The sequence below is a fragment of the Shinella sedimenti genome (assembly GCF_022601905.1).
GTDB classification, from domain to species: domain Bacteria; phylum Pseudomonadota; class Alphaproteobacteria; order Rhizobiales; family Rhizobiaceae; genus Shinella; species Shinella sedimenti.
Genome location: NZ_JAKVIN010000001.1, coordinates 769,010 through 785,175, shown reverse-complemented (window position 1 = coordinate 785,175; position 16,166 = coordinate 769,010). Strand labels below are relative to the sequence as shown.

Annotated in this window: 13 protein-coding genes; 7 read left to right on the top strand and 6 right to left on the bottom strand. The window is 65.4% G+C overall.

Annotation, left to right across the window (positions count from 1 at the left end):
- Nucleotides 1–31 precede the first annotated feature (31 nt).
- A complete protein-coding gene (locus tag MKI86_RS03950; RefSeq protein ID WP_241597547.1) occupies nt 32–226 on the bottom strand; it encodes a hypothetical protein in 195 nt (64 codons plus the stop codon).
- A gap of 103 nt (nt 227–329) precedes the next feature.
- Here MKI86_RS03950 and MKI86_RS03945 point away from each other — a divergent pair, with 103 nt between their 5' ends.
- The gene (locus tag MKI86_RS03945) at nt 330–1,271 is read left to right on the top strand and encodes a LysR substrate-binding domain-containing protein (protein WP_241597544.1); all 942 of its coding nucleotides are present in this window, start codon (nt 330–332) and stop codon (nt 1,269–1,271) included.
- Here MKI86_RS03945 and MKI86_RS03940 read toward each other — a convergent pair.
- Complete coding sequence (locus tag MKI86_RS03940; RefSeq protein ID WP_241597541.1) at nt 1,231–1,890, bottom strand: glutathione S-transferase family protein; 660 nt, start codon at nt 1,888–1,890, stop codon at nt 1,231–1,233. The two genes, MKI86_RS03945 and MKI86_RS03940, sit on opposite strands and share 41 nt — an antisense overlap.
- Nucleotides 1,891–2,122: 232 nt before the next feature.
- On the opposite strand from MKI86_RS03940, the gene MKI86_RS03935 reads away from it, so the two are divergent.
- Together MKI86_RS03935 and MKI86_RS03930 are read left to right on the top strand one after the other, a co-directional pair.
- Nucleotides 2,123–2,506, top strand: coding sequence for a hypothetical protein (locus MKI86_RS03935; RefSeq protein ID WP_241597537.1), 384 nt, complete (start codon nt 2,123–2,125; stop codon nt 2,504–2,506).
- A gap of 140 nt (nt 2,507–2,646) precedes the next feature.
- Nucleotides 2,647–3,132, top strand: a complete 486-nt coding sequence (locus tag MKI86_RS03930; protein ID WP_241597535.1) for a copper chaperone PCu(A)C — start codon at nt 2,647–2,649, stop codon at nt 3,130–3,132.
- Between the two features lie 100 nt (nt 3,133–3,232).
- Here the strand turns inward: MKI86_RS03930 and MKI86_RS03925 are convergent, their stop codons facing one another.
- Complete coding sequence (locus MKI86_RS03925) at nt 3,233–4,603, bottom strand: TIGR03808 family TAT-translocated repetitive protein (protein ID WP_241597531.1); 1,371 nt, start codon at nt 4,601–4,603, stop codon at nt 3,233–3,235.
- A gap of 233 nt (nt 4,604–4,836) precedes the next feature.
- Between MKI86_RS03925 and MKI86_RS03920 the strand changes: the two genes are divergently transcribed.
- The 3 genes from MKI86_RS03920 to MKI86_RS03910 all read left to right on the top strand — a co-directional run bounded on the left by MKI86_RS03920 (nt 4,837) and on the right by MKI86_RS03910 (nt 10,069).
- Nucleotides 4,837–7,128, top strand: coding sequence for a putative bifunctional diguanylate cyclase/phosphodiesterase (locus MKI86_RS03920; protein ID WP_241597529.1), 2,292 nt, complete (start codon nt 4,837–4,839; stop codon nt 7,126–7,128).
- A gap of 63 nt (nt 7,129–7,191) precedes the next feature.
- On the top strand, nt 7,192–8,202 hold the full coding sequence (locus MKI86_RS03915; protein WP_241597527.1) for a ligase-associated DNA damage response exonuclease: 1,011 nt from the start codon (nt 7,192–7,194) through the stop codon (nt 8,200–8,202).
- A gap of 229 nt (nt 8,203–8,431) precedes the next feature.
- A complete protein-coding gene (locus MKI86_RS03910) occupies nt 8,432–10,069 on the top strand; it encodes a cisplatin damage response ATP-dependent DNA ligase (RefSeq protein WP_241597525.1) in 1,638 nt (545 codons plus the stop codon).
- On the opposite strand, the gene MKI86_RS03905 is transcribed toward MKI86_RS03910, so the two are convergent.
- The 3 genes from MKI86_RS03905 to MKI86_RS03895 all read right to left on the bottom strand — a co-directional run bounded on the left by MKI86_RS03905 (nt 10,066) and on the right by MKI86_RS03895 (nt 15,021).
- A complete protein-coding gene (locus MKI86_RS03905) occupies nt 10,066–11,025 on the bottom strand; it encodes a glutathione S-transferase family protein (RefSeq protein ID WP_241597523.1) in 960 nt (319 codons plus the stop codon). The genes MKI86_RS03910 and MKI86_RS03905 overlap by 4 nt on opposite strands.
- A 263-nt stretch (nt 11,026–11,288) precedes the next feature.
- Complete coding sequence (gene scpA, locus MKI86_RS03900; RefSeq protein WP_241597521.1) at nt 11,289–13,421, bottom strand: methylmalonyl-CoA mutase; 2,133 nt, start codon at nt 13,419–13,421, stop codon at nt 11,289–11,291.
- Between the two features lie 205 nt (nt 13,422–13,626).
- On the bottom strand, nt 13,627–15,021 hold the full coding sequence (locus tag MKI86_RS03895) for a methylmalonyl-CoA mutase family protein (protein ID WP_241597519.1): 1,395 nt from the start codon (nt 15,019–15,021) through the stop codon (nt 13,627–13,629).
- A gap of 232 nt (nt 15,022–15,253) precedes the next feature.
- On the opposite strand from MKI86_RS03895, the gene MKI86_RS03890 reads away from it, so the two are divergent.
- Nucleotides 15,254–16,030: a L,D-transpeptidase gene (locus tag MKI86_RS03890; protein WP_241597517.1), complete on the top strand. Its 777-nt coding sequence runs from the start codon at nt 15,254–15,256 to the stop codon at nt 16,028–16,030.
- Nucleotides 16,031–16,166 lie beyond the last annotated feature (136 nt).

Below are 16,166 nucleotides of genomic sequence, written 5' to 3'. Positions count from 1 at the left end.
GAAACGACGCAGGCCTTTTCATATCGATGTCTCAGGCCGGGTGCCTTTCGCAGCCCTCCGCCACGTCGCGCGGACGAAACAGGCCGAAGGGCAGGTCGCCCAGGGCGCGGCCGTCCATCGCGCTGATATCGGGATGGGACAGCGGGTCACGCGCCCAGACAGGTGTTTCCGAACCGTCGATTGGGGTCATGAACATATCTGTCAGCCTGGAGAAAATCTTGAACATTGCCTTCTCCTCGCGATGCGTTACCATTGATGATGGCTGATAATCGCGCCGAAACGCCGAAGCTGCAATCGAGTAGTTCGGGACAAGATTATAGAAAATCTATATGAAGAATCTCAACCAGGTGCATCTGAACGGCCTGCGCGCCCTTGAAGCCGTGGGCCGGCTCGGCTCGCTTCAGGCGGCAGCGGACGAGCTTGGCGTCACGGTGGGCGCCGTCAGCCAGCAGGTCATCAGGGCAGAGGAGCAACTGGGCCGCCCGATCTTCGACCGCACCGCGCGCGGGCTGCGCGAGACGGCGTTCGGCGGGCCGTTTCTTGCGACGCTGTCAGCGGGCTTTCGCCAGCTGTCCGAGGCGGTCACCACCACACGGCGCAGCGACGATGCCATCCTGACCATTTCCGTTGCGCCCATCTTCGCTTCGCGCTGGCTCATCCACCGTATCGACCGCTTCGCAGCGCTGCACCCCGATATCAGCCTGCGCATCGAGGCGACGACCATGCTGGTCGATCTCGCCCGTTCCGATGTCGACCTGTGCATTCGCGTCGGGCCGGGCGGATGGCCGGATGTGAAGGCGGAATATTTCCTGCCGCAGGTGCTGTTTCCGGTCTGCGCGCCGGCGCTGGCGGAAAAGATCAGGACGCCGAAGGATCTGTCGGAGCAACCGGCAGTCGTCGATGGAAACGAGGCCTTCACGTGGGAGCGCTGGCTGGAGGCTGCGGACCTTGGCGTGCCGCCGCCCCGGGCGCGGCACGTGTTTTCCGATGCCTCGCTGTGCCTCGATGCTGCCATGGCCGGGCAGGGCGTGCTGCTCGCCTTTCCGGTCCTCGCCTCCTGGGCGCTGCGCGAAGGGCGGCTGGTCGCGCCGTTCCCCATCCGGGTGGAAACCGGCATGGGCTACTATTTCGTGACGGCCCCGGGCGTGCCGGAGCCGCGCAAGGTCGCGGTCTTCAAGCAATGGCTGCGCGCCGCCATGGCCGAGGATGAGGATGGCTTTGCCGGTGCCGTTATTCCAGCTCGCCGCTCCGCGTCTCCATCATCGCCTTGAAGGCCGGCCGCGACTGGCAGCGCGCAAGCCATGCCTTCACATTCGGCGCAGCGTCGAACAGCGCCGGCTGGCCCATCGCATAGCGGAAGACCTCCGCAAGGTTGAGGTCGGCCACCGTGAAACGGTCGCCGACGACATGGCCCGTTGCGGCAAGATGCTGGTCGAGCCGCTGGAAGCCACGCGCCAGCGCTTGCGAAGCCTTGGCGATGACGCTGCGGCCTTCCTCGCTGTCCTGCGCGCCGGTATCGAAGGCCAGCACGATCTTCACCGCATGCGGCTCGACTTCCGTGGCGGCCCACATCGTCCATTGCAGCATCTCGGCCTCCTCGGTCACGGTCTGGCCGGAGAGCGGACCGCCGTGCTTGCGGGCGAGATAGAGGTTGATGGCGAGTGATTCCGTCATGACGAAACCGCCGTCGTCGATGCAGGGGACGAGCCCGGTCGGATTGACGGCAAGAAAGTCCGGCGACCGGGTATTGAGCGGCGCGTCCGTCGAAAGCGGGTCTGCGACACGCCGCGCCTGCACGACGGGGACGGACACGAAGGGCAGTCCGAGTTCGCCGGCCAGCCAGTAGTTGCGCGAGGCGCGGGAGCGATAGACGCCGTAGATGGTAAGCATGGACACTCCTGGGTAGGGTTGGTTTGCACGAGAGCAAAGAGTTCAGTTCGCCGCCGGGGCTGAAACGGCGATATCGATCCTGCCGCACCATAGGCGAGGGGCGCGCGCCGAAGTAGCGTGCTGGCCTGATCGTCCCATGAATTGTCGTGATGGCTGCCCGCTTTGTCGCATTGACCTTGCTCCGACACGAGGTTAAGGCCGAAGGATCCGCCGTCGCGGATGGAGACGAACGATGACGGGACGCATGACACGCTGGGTTGTTTGCCTGCGCATTCTCTGCGCAGTCGCCCTGCTGTTCGTCGGTTTCGCGCATCAGCCGGCGGCAGCCGGCCAGCCCACTATCCTCGAGCTTACCGACTATGTCCTGCCGGATGGCAGCATGGCCGACCTGTGCATTGGCAACACGGTGGATGGCAAGGCCAAGCACACCGGTCCCGTCAAATGCGAGGCCTGCCGCATCGGTGGCGCGATGCTGATGCCGCAGCCGGCCGATCTTGCCGGCGTGGCGCTGGCCTATCGCGTCGTCGCCGATCGTCCCCTCGTGGCCGAGTGTCTGCATTCCAGGCGTGACCGCCCCGGCGCGCCGCCGCGCGCACCACCCTTCCTGTCCGCCTGATCTTCTGCCCGTGTGCCGGCTTGCGCCGTCGCGCGCCTGAAACCGGCCTGACAGGCCTTCCTTACCCGCACTGTGTCGACTGCCGTCATGGCCGCCGTTGCGGGCCTCCATTCCGATCCTGAACCACAAAGGACACCGTCATGAAACGCATTCTTGCAACCATCGCCGCTCTCGCACTCTCGGCAGGCGTCGCATTCGCCCATGATTACAAGCTGGGCGATCTGGAAATACATCATCCGGCCTCCAAGGCAACGCTGCCCGGCCAGCCCGTCGGCGGCGGCTTCCTGACCGTCACCAACAAGGGCGGGGAGGCCGATCGCCTCGTCTCCATCACCGCGCCTGATGTGTCTGATGACGTGCAGCTGCACGAAATGGCCGTCGAGAACGACGTGATGAAGATGCGCCAGCTGACGGACGGTATCGAGATCCCGTCCGGCGCCACCGTCGCGCTCAAGTCCGGCGGACTGCATGTGATGTTCATGAGCATCAAGCGACCCTTCAAGGAGGGAGACAGCTTCAAGGCGACGCTGAACTTCGAGAAGGCCGGCGCGGTCGATGTCGACTTCAAGGTGGAAGCGGCAAAGCCCGATTCGGGCGCGGGCGAAGGGCACAACCACGGCGGCTGAGCTGCAATGTGAAGGCGGACGAGGGAGCGGCCCGGATGCTGCCCCCTCGTCCATGCGTCTCTCCGTTCGGGCAGAAGAAGAGACGCAATCGAAGACGGGCTCAGCCCGTCCTGTTCCGCTCGATCGTGAGGTGCGGATAGGCGCTGCCGGCCGTCGCAAGATCGTCCGTCGTGCGCTCGTTCCAGCGGAAGCCGGCAATGGCGGCCGTTTGGGTTTCCTCGAAAATGTTGCCGGAGATGAGCGCAGAGCCCGCGCCTTCCACCACGGTCACGGCGCAGCCGACGGGGCTGTTGCGCACCAGGTTTCCGTTCACGACGAGGCCGCGCATATAGGGCCCCCAGCCGAGTACCAGCCCCCATTTCGGCGCGTTTTCCACCGTGTTTCCCGACAGCACCGTATCGGCTTCCACCGCGATGCCGAAGCCGAAGCCCGCACCGTCATGCAGATAGGGGCCGTCGAGCTTCAGGTTGCGCACGACGTTTCCGGTGACGGTGGCGAGCCGCCCGCCCTCGTTGAAATTGACGATGAGAATGCCGTTGGCCGCGCCGTCGATGAGGTTGCCGTTGACGATGGCGCCCGTGAAGCCGAATTCCGAATAGATCGCCGTCTCGCCGCTATCGAGGCAGGTATTGCCCGATATCTGCACGTTCGAACCCGCATTGGCGCGGATTGCCGAGAAGGCGCAGCCGGAGACATGGTTGTTGGTAATCATCACTTCTTCGGCGCGGAAGATGTTGATGCCGTTGCCATATTGCCCGGTGCCGCCGCGCGTGGCGGATATGCGGGTAATGCGGTTGCCAGAGACGATGCTGCCGTCGCGGCCTGCCTGCCAGCGGTGGATCAGGATGCCGCCATTGCCGCAGTCGAAGACGTTGTTGCCCGTCACCGAAAGCGTCTGGCTGTCGATGGCGTAGATCGCGTGCTCTGCCGCGCCGGAAATCCGGCTGCGTTCGATGCGCCCGCCGGAGCGCTCCATGTAGATCGCGCTCTTGGCCGAGCCCTGGATTTCGCAATTCTCGATGGTGACATCAGCGACGGCGGAGAAATTGAGCAAACCCTGCACGCTGTCGTCCAGCCAGCGGTTCGCCCCGTCGATGACGAGATTGGCAAGCTCGATGCGTGCGGCGCCATCGGCGGCGAAGAGGTGGCCGTCGCCGCCATAGACGATGCGGGTCGCACCGGGCACGCCGGTCAGCCGCGTGTTGTCGGGCAGCGTCAGGTTGGAGATCACATAGTCGCCGGGCGGCAGGAAGACCGGCATGTTCTTCGCCGCCGCGTCCTTCAGCAGCTTGGCGAAGGCCTTGCTCTTGCGGTCGCCCGCCCCGGGGCGCACGCCATGCGCGGCCGCATCGATGCTGCCCCTCAGGTCCACATCGACGACCGGCATGCGCTGCGTCTGCGCCTGCGCGCCCGTGGCAGTGCCGGCCACGCCCAGCGCCAGACCTGACAGAAATGACCTTCTGGTAACCATCACAGCTCCTTTGGCCCGGTGTTGCACGAAGCGTGCCAGATGGTTTTGTCTCGAAACGGCACAGCTGGTTTTCCCGCCAGCCTGGGTTGTTGTTCTTCTCGAAATACGCCGAGAGGGCGGCATTTCGCCGGTTTCGTTCAGGATTGACTAACGAGTTGGGGTGTAGGGTTTTCCGGTTGTGTGAGAGGAGGCCGTTGCAGCGCGCATCCTCGCGTTCGGGAATGCAAGGGTTCATGTCGACGCAACTGTCTCACCTTGGCAAGGACGAAGCCGACGCGACAGCCCGGCTGATGTCGGCCAGCGAACGCCTGATGGCCGAGGCGGCCCGGCTGTTTCCGCTGGCGGCAGCGCAGAGCGAGCGCACCGTCTGGCTCGAAGCCATGATCGACGAGGTGCCGGACTATCTCTATTTCAAGGACCTGTCCTGTCGCTTCGTCGTCGCCAACCGCGCGATCACCAGCGACAACGCGCGTGACACTCTGGTCGGCCTGACCGATTTTGAGCTCCACCCCGAAGCCACGGCCCGCCATTTCTTCAACACCGAGCAGGAGATCATCCGCACCGGTCGCCCCATGCTGGACATGGAGGAGCAGATCCGCGATGCCGCCGGCAACCTGAAATGGATGCTCTCCTCCAAGCTGCCGGTGCGCAACGGCAATGGCGAGGTGATCGGCATCGTCGGCACGGCACGCGATATTACCGAGCGCAAGCTGGCGGAAAGCCTGCATCGCGGTCAGGCGGATCTCCTCAAGATGATCGCGCTTGGCGAGCCGCTGACCGATGTCTTCTCCGCTCTTATCCTTCTGATCGAGCGTCATGTGCCCGACGTCACCGGATCGATCCTGCGGCTTTCGCCGGATGGCCGGTATATCGTCAACGGAGCTGCCCCCAACCTCGACCGGGGCTATTGCAAGTTGATCGAAGGTCTGGAGATCGGCCCGGTCGTGGGCTCCTGTGGAACTGCCATGTGGCGCGGCGAGCCGGTTATTGTCTCCGATATCGCGACCGATCCGCTCTGGGCGGGCTTCAAGGATCTCGCGCTGGGCATCGGCTTTCGCGCTTGCTGGTCCTGGCCCATCCGGTCCTATCAGGGCAGGGTGCTCGGCACTTTTGCACTCTATAATCGCGAAATCGGGGAGCCGTCGGCCGAGTGCACGAAACTCGTCGGCATGGCGACCCACATCGCCGGCATCGCCATCGAGCGCAAGGAAGCCGAAGACAGCATCCAGTACATGGCGCACCACGACACGCTGACCGGCCTGCCGAACCGCAGCATGCTGGACGAGCGCGTGGCCTCCGCCATCGAGGCGGCCGACGATCGCGGCGGCTCCATGACGCTGGCCTTCATCGACCTTGATAACTTCAAGCTGGTCAATGACAGCCTCGGGCACCACGCGGGCGATGAACTCCTCAAGATCGTCGCTGCGCGCATGCAGGGCTGCATTCGCGCAAGCGACAGCATCGTGCGCCTCGGCGGCGACGAGTTCGTCATCCTCATTAGCGGCGCGATGCGCCGGGGCGAGGCGGTCGAAGACCGGCTGCGCTCCGTGCGCGAGGCCGTCGCCGAGCCCGTCGAGATCGACGGCCGTTCGTTCCAGGTGACATGCAGCATGGGCGTGGCCGTCTATCCGGAACACGGCCGCAATGTCAGCGAGCTTCTGGCGCGCGCCGACATGGCCATGTATCGCGCCAAGGAGATCGGCCGCGATGCGGTGCAGGTCTTCACCTTCGAGCTTGCCGCCCGCGCCCATGAGAAGCTCGAGCGGCAGGAGGAGCTGCGTCGCGCTCTTGCCCAGACCGAGTTCTTCCTTCAGTACCAGCCGCAGATGGACCTCGTGACCGGCCGTATCTTCGCCGTCGAGGCGCTGATCCGCTGGCGTCACCCCGAGCGCGGCATCGTCTCGCCGGGCGAGTTCATCCCCCTTGCCGAGGAAACAGGCCTCATCGGCCCCATCGGCGACTGGACGCTGCGCACCGCCTGTCGGCAGAACAAAGCCTGGCAGCTCTCCGGCCTGCCGCCCATCGTCGTCAGCGTCAACGTTTCCGCCCGCCAGTTCCAGGAACGCGATTGGGTCGAGCGCGTGGCGGCAGCCCTTGAGGAAAGCGGTCTGGAGGCGCGCTACCTCGAGCTGGAACTCACCGAGAGCCTCATCATGGAGGATGTGCAGCAGGCGGTGGAAACCATGCACCGGCTGGAACAGCTCGGCGTGCATCTGGCCATCGACGATTTCGGCACGGGTTATTCCAGCCTCAGTTCGCTCAAGCGCTTTCCCGTCGGTCGCCTCAAGATCGACCGCTCTTTCGTGAAGGACCTGCCAGGCGACAGCGACGATGCCGCGATCGCCACGGCCGTCATCTCGCTCGGGCACTTGCTGCAACTGCGCGTCATCGCCGAAGGCGTGGAAACGCGCGAGCAACTGGACTTCCTGCGTGCGGCGGGCTGCGACGAGATCCAAGGCTATTATATCAGCCGTCCCATCGATGCGATGGCCCTTCAGGCCCTTCTCTGCCTACCGCACTGCTGATGCGGACCGGCATCGCGGCGACCGCCCCTTGACATTGTCGTGGCGGCGCCAACGTTACCAGGCATGAAGCCCGATCAGCTCCTCCGTCCGGCCCCCGCCGGCCTCTATTGCCCCGCAGGCGACTTCTATATCGACCCCGTCCGGCCGGTGGCGCGCGCGCTGGTCACCCATGGCCATTCGGACCATGCCCGTGCCGGCCACGGCGCCGTGCTCGCCACGCAGGAAACGCTCGACATCATGGAAATCCGCTACGGCGCGGATTTTTGCGGCACCCGTCAGTCCGCCGCCTTCGGCGAGCGCATCGAGGTCAACGGCGTCACGGTTTCCTTCCATCCCGCCGGCCATGTGCTGGGCTCGGCCCAGATCGCCGTGGAGAAGGCCGGCCTGCGCATCGTCGCGTCGGGCGATTACAAGCGCGGGGTCGACCCCACCTGCGCGGCCTATGAGCCGGTACCCTGCGATATCTTCATCACCGAGGCGACCTTCGGCCTGCCGGTCTTCCACCATCCCGACCCGAAGGCCGAGATGGGCAAGCTCATCACCTCGCTCCGGCAGTTTCCCGAGCGCAGCCATCTTGTCGGCGCCTATTCGCTCGGCAAGTCGCAGCGCGTCATCCGCCTGCTGCGCGACTGCGGTTACGATGCGCCGGTCTATATCCATGGCTCGCTTGCCAAGCTGTGCGACTACTATGTCAGCCGCGGCATCGATCTCGGCGACCTGCGCCCGGCGACCGTCGAGAAGGGCGACAAGACCGATTTCCGCGACGCCGTCATCGTCGGCCCGCCCTCGGCCTTCGCCGACCGCTGGGCGCGCCGCTTCAACGAACCGCTCATCGCCTTCGCCTCCGGCTGGATGATGGTGCGCCAGCGCGCCAAACAGGGCGGCGTCGAGCTGCCCCTTGTCATCTCAGACCACTGCGACTGGCCCGAACTGACCGAGACGATCCGCGAACTCGCCCCGCAGGAGGTGTGGGTCACCCACGGCCGAGAGGAGGCGCTGGTGCGCTGGTGCGAACTCGCCGGCCTGCCGGCACGGCCGCTGCATCTGGTGGGCTATGAGGACGAGGGGGATTGATGATGGCGGCTCGAATTCAGCGGCCCGGGTGCGGCTCACCCCGGTCTGCCCTGCAGGGCATCTCCCCCACAAGGGGGGAGATCGGGTTGTTGCCACGCCTCGCCCAAAGCGGGCGATTGACATGGAGCGATGGCGGTTCTCCCAGCAAATCTCCCCCCTTGTGGGGGAGATGGCCGGCAGGCCAGAGGGGGGTAGATTGCATCCGCCGGTTCCTCGGAAGGGGAACCCCATGAAGGCCTTCTCCACCCTTCTCGACCGCCTCGTCCTCACCCCGTCGCGCAACGGCAAGCTGAAGCTGCTGGCCGATTACTTCAGCGATACGCCGGATCCTGACCGGGGCTATGGCCTTGCCGCCATCGCCGGCACGCTGGACCTGAAGAGCGTCAAGCCGGCGCTGCTGCGCGAACTGGTGCTCGAGCGCATGGACGCGGTGCTGTTTCGCTATTCCTACGACTATGTCGGTGACCTCGCCGAAACCATTGCGCTGGTCTGGGACCAGGAGCGCAAGGAGTGCGTGCCCGATGAAGCCGAACCCAGCCTGAGCGCCGTCGTCACCCGCATGAACGCGCTCGGCCGCACGGAGGTGCGTGGCGCGGTGCGCGATCTGCTCGACCGGCTCGATCCCTCCGGCCGCTTCGCCTTCCTGAAGCTCGCCACCGGCGCCCTGCGCATCGGCGTCTCGGCGCGTCTCGCCAAACAGGCGCTGGCGGAGTTTTCCGGCATGGACGTGACCGAGATCGAGACGCTGTGGCACGGACTGGAGCCGCCTTACGAGCCGCTGTTCGCCTGGCTGGAGGGCAGGGCGGAACGCCCGGTTCTGGCCACGCCGGCGATCTTCCATTCCGTCATGCTGGCCAATCCGGTGGGAGACGGCGATCTCGTCAATCTCGACCCCGCCGATTTCGCCGCCGAATGGAAATGGGACGGCATCCGCGTGCAGATGTCGTCGTCCGGCGCGACGCGGCGGCTCTATTCCCGCTCCGGCGACGACATCTCCGCTGCCTTCCCGGACGTGCTCGACGCCATGAATTTCGAAGGCGTGGTGGACGGCGAACTCCTGGTCGGCGGCACGGCGCGCATGAACAGCCCCACGCGCACCTTCTCCGATCTCCAGCAGCGGCTGAACCGCAAGACGGTCAACGCGAAGATGCTGGAGGACTTCCCGGCCTTCGTGCGTGCTTACGACGTGCTCTTCGAAGGCGAGGTCGATGTTCGCCCGACTGCCTTCACCGAACGCCGGAAGCGGCTTGCCGGCCTCATCGAAAAGACCCCGCACGACCGCTTCGACCTCTCGCCGCTGGTGCCCTTCGCGACATGGGAAGAACTGGAGGCCATCCGCCGCGACCCGCCTGATCCGGTCATCGAGGGTGTGATGATCAAGCGCCTCGACAGCGCCTATCAGGCCGGCCGCATGAAAGGGCCGTGGTTCAAGTGGAAGCGCGATCCGTTCAATATCGATGCCGTCATGATGTATGCCCAGCGCGGCCACGGCAAACGCTCGAGCTACTATTCGGATTTCACCTTCGGCGTCTGGACGGAGGGGCCTGACGGCGACGTGCTGGTGCCTGTGGGGAAAGCCTATTTCGGCTTCACCGATGCCGAACTCGAAGTGCTCGACCGCTTCGTGCGCAACAACACGACCGAGCGCTTCGGTCCCGTCCGCGCCGTGCGCGCCGAAGCCGCCCACGGCTTCGTGCTGGAAGTGGCCTTCGAAGGCATCAACCGCTCGAACCGCCACAAATCCGGCGTCGCCATGCGCTTCCCCCGCATCGCCCGCCTCAGGCAGGACAAGCTGCCCGCAGATGCCGACCGGCTGGAAACGCTGATGGCGATGATCGATGCGCGGGAGGGGGTTACCGACGTCTAGAGTCCCAGCGCCGAAAGGTCCGGCCCGAGCGGCACGATGCGGTTGGGGTTGAGCGACTTGATCGAGTAGTAGCCCTGCTTGATGTGGTCGATATTAACCGTCTCGCGCACGCCCGGCAGGTCGAGCATGCGTTTCGTATAGGCCGAGAGCACGTTGTAGTCGGCCATACGCTGGCGGTTGCACTTGAAGAGACCGAAATAAGCCGCGTCGAAGCGGATGAGCGTGACGAAGAGGCGAATGTCGGCTTCGGTGAAGGTCGCGCCGGTCAGGAAGGCGCGGCCGTCGGAAAGGCGGGCTTCCAGCTCGTCCAGCATGGCAAAGACGCCCTGATAGGCTTCCTCGTAGGCGACCTGGGTCGTGGCGAAGCCGGCACGGTAGACGCCGTTGTTGAGCACGGGATAGATGCGTTCGTTGAGGGCATCGATTTCGGCGCGAAGCGGCTCGGGATAGAGGTCGACGCTTTCATCGGCAAGCCGGCCGAAGCCGTTGTTGAGCATGCGCACGATATCGGCGGACTCATTGTTGACGATGGTCTTCTTCTCCTTGTCCCACAGCACAGGCACTGTCGCGCGGCCGGTGAAGGTCGGGGCGGCGCGCGTATAGAGTTCGTGCAGGTAGGTCGCGCCGTTCAGGTCGTCGCGGTTGGAGCCCGGGTAGTCGCCGAATTGCCAGCCCTGGTCGGAGAGCGCCGGCTGGACGACGGAGATGGAGATCACGTCGTCCAGCTTCTTCAGCTTGCGCGCGATCAGCGTGCGCGAGGCCCAGGGGCAGATATAGGCGACATAGAGCTGATAGCGGCCCTTTTCGGCGGCAAAGCCGCCTTCGCCGGTCGGCCCGGCGCTGCCATCGGGTGTCACCCAGTTGCGGAAGCTCGAAACCTGCCGCACGAAACCGCCCTTGGCGTCCGTCGCCTGAACCGGCTGCCAGTCTTCCGTCCACTTGCCATTGACGAGCATCGCGTCACCTCATGTTCCTTGCATCTCCTCCAGCCGTAGCCCGCGCGCGCGGAAACGGCAATTCGCGCAGCGATTGACACACCGTTCACAAGAGGCGGGCGCCGTGGTGTGGAGATGGTTATCCTACCTCTGTTTTGTGTTCGGCGACAGCGTTTCGCGAAAACGGTGCGCCACCTCTCCCCCAAGGGGAGAAGGAGAGGTGGCGAAGTATCGGGCATGCCAACCGTCTGTGCGAAGGCCGTCGCCAGCCCAGGGAGCTCTGCTCAAGCCATCAGCCGGTCGATGAGCGCCGAGGCCGCATCCGCGATGACGGTGCCGGGCGGGAAGATGGCGTCGGCGCCGGCCTCTTCCAGCGCGGCAAAATCCTGCGGCGGGATGACGCCGCCGACGGCGATCAGCATGTCGCGCGCGCCGCGCTTGACGAGGGCGGCCTTCAGTTCCGGCACCAGCGTCAGATGCCCGGCGGCGAGCGACGAGGCGCCCACGATATGCGCGCCCTCACGGATGGCGAGCTCCGCCACTTCCTCCGGCGTCTGGAACATGGCGCCGACGATGACATTGAAGCCGAGATCGGCAAAGGCCGTGGCGATCACCTTCTGGCCGCGGTCGTGCCCGTCCTGGCCCATCTTGGCAACGAGGATGGCGGGCTTCTCACGCCGCAGCTTCTCGAAGGCGGCGACCTTGTCGACCGCCGTGTTGAACGCCCGGTCGTTGGCGCCCATCTCCTTGCGGTAAACGCCGGAAATCGTGCGGATTTCCGCGACGTGCCGCCCGAAGGCCTTTTCCAGCGCAAGCGCGATCTCGCCCACCGTCGCGCGGGCGCGCGCCGCCTTCACCGCGAATTCCAGAAGATTGCCGTCGCCGCTTTTCGCGACGTCGGTCAGGGCATCGAGCGCGCTTTCGGCGGCGACCGTGTCGCGCGTGCCCTTGAGCTGCTGGAGCTTGGCGAGTTGGCGCGCCCGCACCTCCGAATTATCGACCTTGAGCACGTCGACCTCGATATCGCGCTCGGGACGGGAGAAGTTGACGCCGACGACGGTCTGCTGGCCACTGTCGATGCGCGCCTGCGTGCGGGCCGCGGCCTCCTCGATGCGCAGCTTCGGAATGCCCTTCTCGATGGCCTTCGCCATGCCGCCCAGCGCTTCCACCTCCTCGATATGCGAGAGCGCGCGCGCGGCAAGGTCATGCGTGAGACGCTCGACATAGGCCGAGCCGCCCCAGGGGTCGATAATGCGGGTCGTGCCGCTTTCCTTCTGCAGCAGGATCTGCGTGTTGCGGGCGATGCGGGCGGAATGGTCGGTGGGCAGCGCCAGCGCCTCGTCGAAGGAGTTGGTGTGCAGCGATTGCGTATGCCCCTGCGTTGCCGCCATCGCCTCGACCATCGTGCGCATGACGTTGTTCATCGGGTCCTGCGCGGTCAGCGACCAACCGGATGTCTGGCAATGGGTGCGAAGCGCCAGTGACCGGGCGTCCCTGGGCGCAAAATTCTTCTTCATCAGCGCGGCCCAGATCAGGCGCGCGGCGCGCATCTTGGCGACTTCCATGAAGAAGTTCATGCCGATCGCCCAGAAGAAGGAAAGTCTTGGGGCAAAGGTGTCGATGTCGAGCCCGGCGGCCACGCCGGCGCGGGCATATTCGATGCCGTCGGCAATGGTATAGGCCAGTTCCAGGTCCGCCGTCGCGCCCGCTTCCTGCATGTGGTAGCCGGAAATCGAGATGGAGTTGAACTTTGGCATGCGCCGGCTGGTATAGCCGAAGATATCGGAGATGATCCGCATCGAGGGCTGCGGCGGGTAGATATAGGTGTTGCGGACCATGAACTCCTTAAGAATGTCGTTCTGGATGGTCCCGGAAAGCTTGTCCTCGGCAACGCCCTGTTCCTCGGCCGCGACGATGAACAGCGCCATGATCGGCAGCACCGCGCCGTTCATGGTCATGGACACGCTCATCTGATCGAGCGGGATGCCGTCGAAGAGCTGGCGCATATCGAGAATGGAATCGATCGCCACGCCCGCCATGCCCACATCGCCGGCCACGCGCGGATGGTCGCTGTCATAGCCGCGATGGGTCGCAAGGTCGAAGGCGACGGAAAGCCCTTTCTGGCCGGCCGCGAGGTTGCGGCGGTAAAAGGCGTTGGATTCCTCCGCCGTGGAAAAACCGGCATATTGCCGGATCGTCCAGGGCTGCTGGACATACATGGTGGGGTAGGGGCCGCGCAGATAGGGGGCCGCACCCGGCCAGGTATCGAGATAGGAAAGGCCGGCAAGATCCGCCTCGCCATACGCGCCGGCCACCGCAATGCCCTCCGGCGTCTGCCATGCGGCATCGCCGCTGGGGGGGGTGGGGGTGGCGGGTTTCGACCAGGCGATGGATGAGAAGTCGGGAATCCGGCTCATGCGGCGGCTCCTGCTTTAAGGAGGCGCCGTGCGGGTTTACCCCCCTCTGCCCTGTCGGGCATCTCCCCCACAAGGAGGGAGATTGGATGGAGTGCCGTTCCGCCCAATATCGCCGTTGCGGATTGCGCAATGTCCGCGCCTCCTGCCGATCTCCCCCCTTGTGGGGGAGATGCCCGGCAGGGCAGAGGGGGGTATATCATCCGCATCACGCCGCCTCCACGCAATCCGCCAGCAACACCGGCCGAAGCCCCGGCGTGGCGACGTCCGACAGAGGCCCGAGCACCGTCACCGGACGCTCCTCCTTCAGCGCAAACAGCGTGGTGCCGACAATGGGCCGCCCACGTCGTGCGTCGCGCGCTGCCGCCACCATGGCCTTGATCCTCCCCGAAGCAATCGCAGCCGATAGCCCACCCGCCTTCTCGATATCCGCAAACACCGCCCACGCCTTTTCCGCCAGCGCATCTGTCAGCGCCTCGATGCCGCCCGCGCCCGCGGCGGGATCGGCGACATGGGCGAGGTGGCTTTCGGTGATGAGCACGACCTGCGTGTTGCGCGCGATGCGCCGCGCGAAGGGATCGGGCACGCCGAGCGCCAGCGTGTGCGGCAGCACCGTGATCTCGTCGGCGCCGCCGGTGCCGGCGGAAAACACGGCGATGGTGTTGCGCAGAATGTTGGTTTCCGGATCGAGCCGGGTCAGCATGCGCCAGCTCGTCTCGGCATGGATATGCGCGGGCTTCGGTTCCGAAACACCACAAGCGGCCTGCATGCGCGTATGGATGAGCCGCGCGGCGCGGAATTTCGCGGTCGTGAGGAACTGGTCCTGATCGGCCGCAAGACAGAGCGCGGTGGCGGCAAACACCGTTTCCGGTGCAAGGCCGGCGGCATCGAGGCGGCGCAGGTTCTCTGCCAGCGCGGCCGCGACGATGGCGAGTTCCAGCGCTTCGCCCGCGCCGGCATTGTGCGCAAGTCGGCCGTCGGCATTCAGAACCGTCCCCGAAAAATTAAAGCCGATCAACTCCTTGGCGCGGTCGGCGGACTCTCCTGCTTCACTGGAAGTGCCGGAAAGTGCGGCATTGTAGGGATCGAGCCCGAAATGCACCGGCGCCCTGCGGGCACCCGCCTCGTCCAGCGCGCGAGCAAGCGTCGTCGAGAGCGCATTGTCGCGGAAAGCGGCTTCGAGGCGGAGGGAAAAAGGGGCGGCGGCACATGCGGCGGCCGTCCGGGCGAAGGCGGTCTCGCTGCCGGCGGCCATGCCCGCGCCATGGGCGCTGGCGCTGCCCTTGAAGACGAGGGCGATACCCGTTGCGCCGTTCTCCAGGTCGTCGGCCATCTGCGTGCGTGCGCGGATTTGGTCGGCATCGTCGCGGCGCTGGTTGACGGTCCAGGCGTCGCCCGCATGGGGCGTGGCGGCATGGCTGTGGGCGAGCGGCAGCGCGCCTTCGCGGCGCGGGTAGATCGGCTGGATGGCGATGCCATCGTCAGTCTGCGACAGCAGTGTCGCGTCGAAATCCGCGCCCTTTAGCGCCTTTTCCGCCAGTGCCCTCCAGCCCGCCTCGTCGACGGGCGCAAAGCCCGCCGCCCTCAAGATGCTCGCATCCATGCCGTCGCCATCTCCCGTGTTGCGGCATTTCTATTCATCCGGGATACAGCGTAAAGGACCACTTTGGTAGAGTGACGCATTGGTGACACCCCGGCGGAATTGTGGCGCGCAAGCCTGACACCAGCCGCATTTGCCACATTTAGGGCAGGGTTGTGGACCTAATGCGCCCTGCATTCATTAGTGATTCAGCCTTCGCTCATCCCGCCTCCGTAAAACGGATACCGACCCTTCCATGACCGATACCGCGCTTTCCCGTCGCCGTTTTCTCCAGTTTTCCGGCCTTGCCATGGCCAGCGGCCTTGCCGGCTGCACCTCGTCCATGAACACCGACGAGTTCCGCGAGCAGACCCGGCCTTATTTCCGCAATCCCGCGCTCGAGGGACGCCCGGAATATATCGACAACCGCGGACCGATCAGCATCTACGGCCAGACGCCGCCCTCCGGCCTTCTGCCCGATTCCTCGCGCTACGCCGCCATATACGGCCCGGTGAACGACGGCGGCTTCCAGGTGCCCGCCGTGCCCTACCAGCAGATCGATGCGCGCTTCTACCGTCAGGAGGTGGAAAGCCCTTTCGCTGAGCGGCCGGGCACGATCATCGTCGATACCGGCAACCGCTTCCTCTACCTGATCCTCGCCAATGGCCGTGCCATGCGCTACGGTGTGGGCATCGGCCGGCAGGGCTTTGCCTGGTCGGGCCGTGGCGTCATCCAGTGGAAGCAGGCCTGGCCGAAGTGGACGCCGCCGGACGAAATGGTCAAGCGCCAGCCGGAACTGGTGAAATATTCCGGCGCCAACGGCGGCATGGCCGGCGGCCTCAACAACCCGCTCGGCGCGCGCGCCCTCTACATCTTCCAGAACGGCCAGGACACGCTCTACCGCCTGCACGGCTCGCCGGAATGGAAGTCGATCGGCAAGGCCGTCTCATCCGGATGCGTGCGCATGCTCAACCAGGATGTGATGGACCTCTACGACCGCGTGAAGGGCAAGGCACCGATTCTCGTGATCTGATGCATGGGGCCCGTCGGGCCCCCCTCTGCCCTGCCGGGCATCTCCCCACAGGTGGGGAGATCGGCAGACGTTCGGACATCTCTTCATGTGCAATGATAGCGTTGGGCGGGGCGCAACCGCGATTCAATCTCCCTCC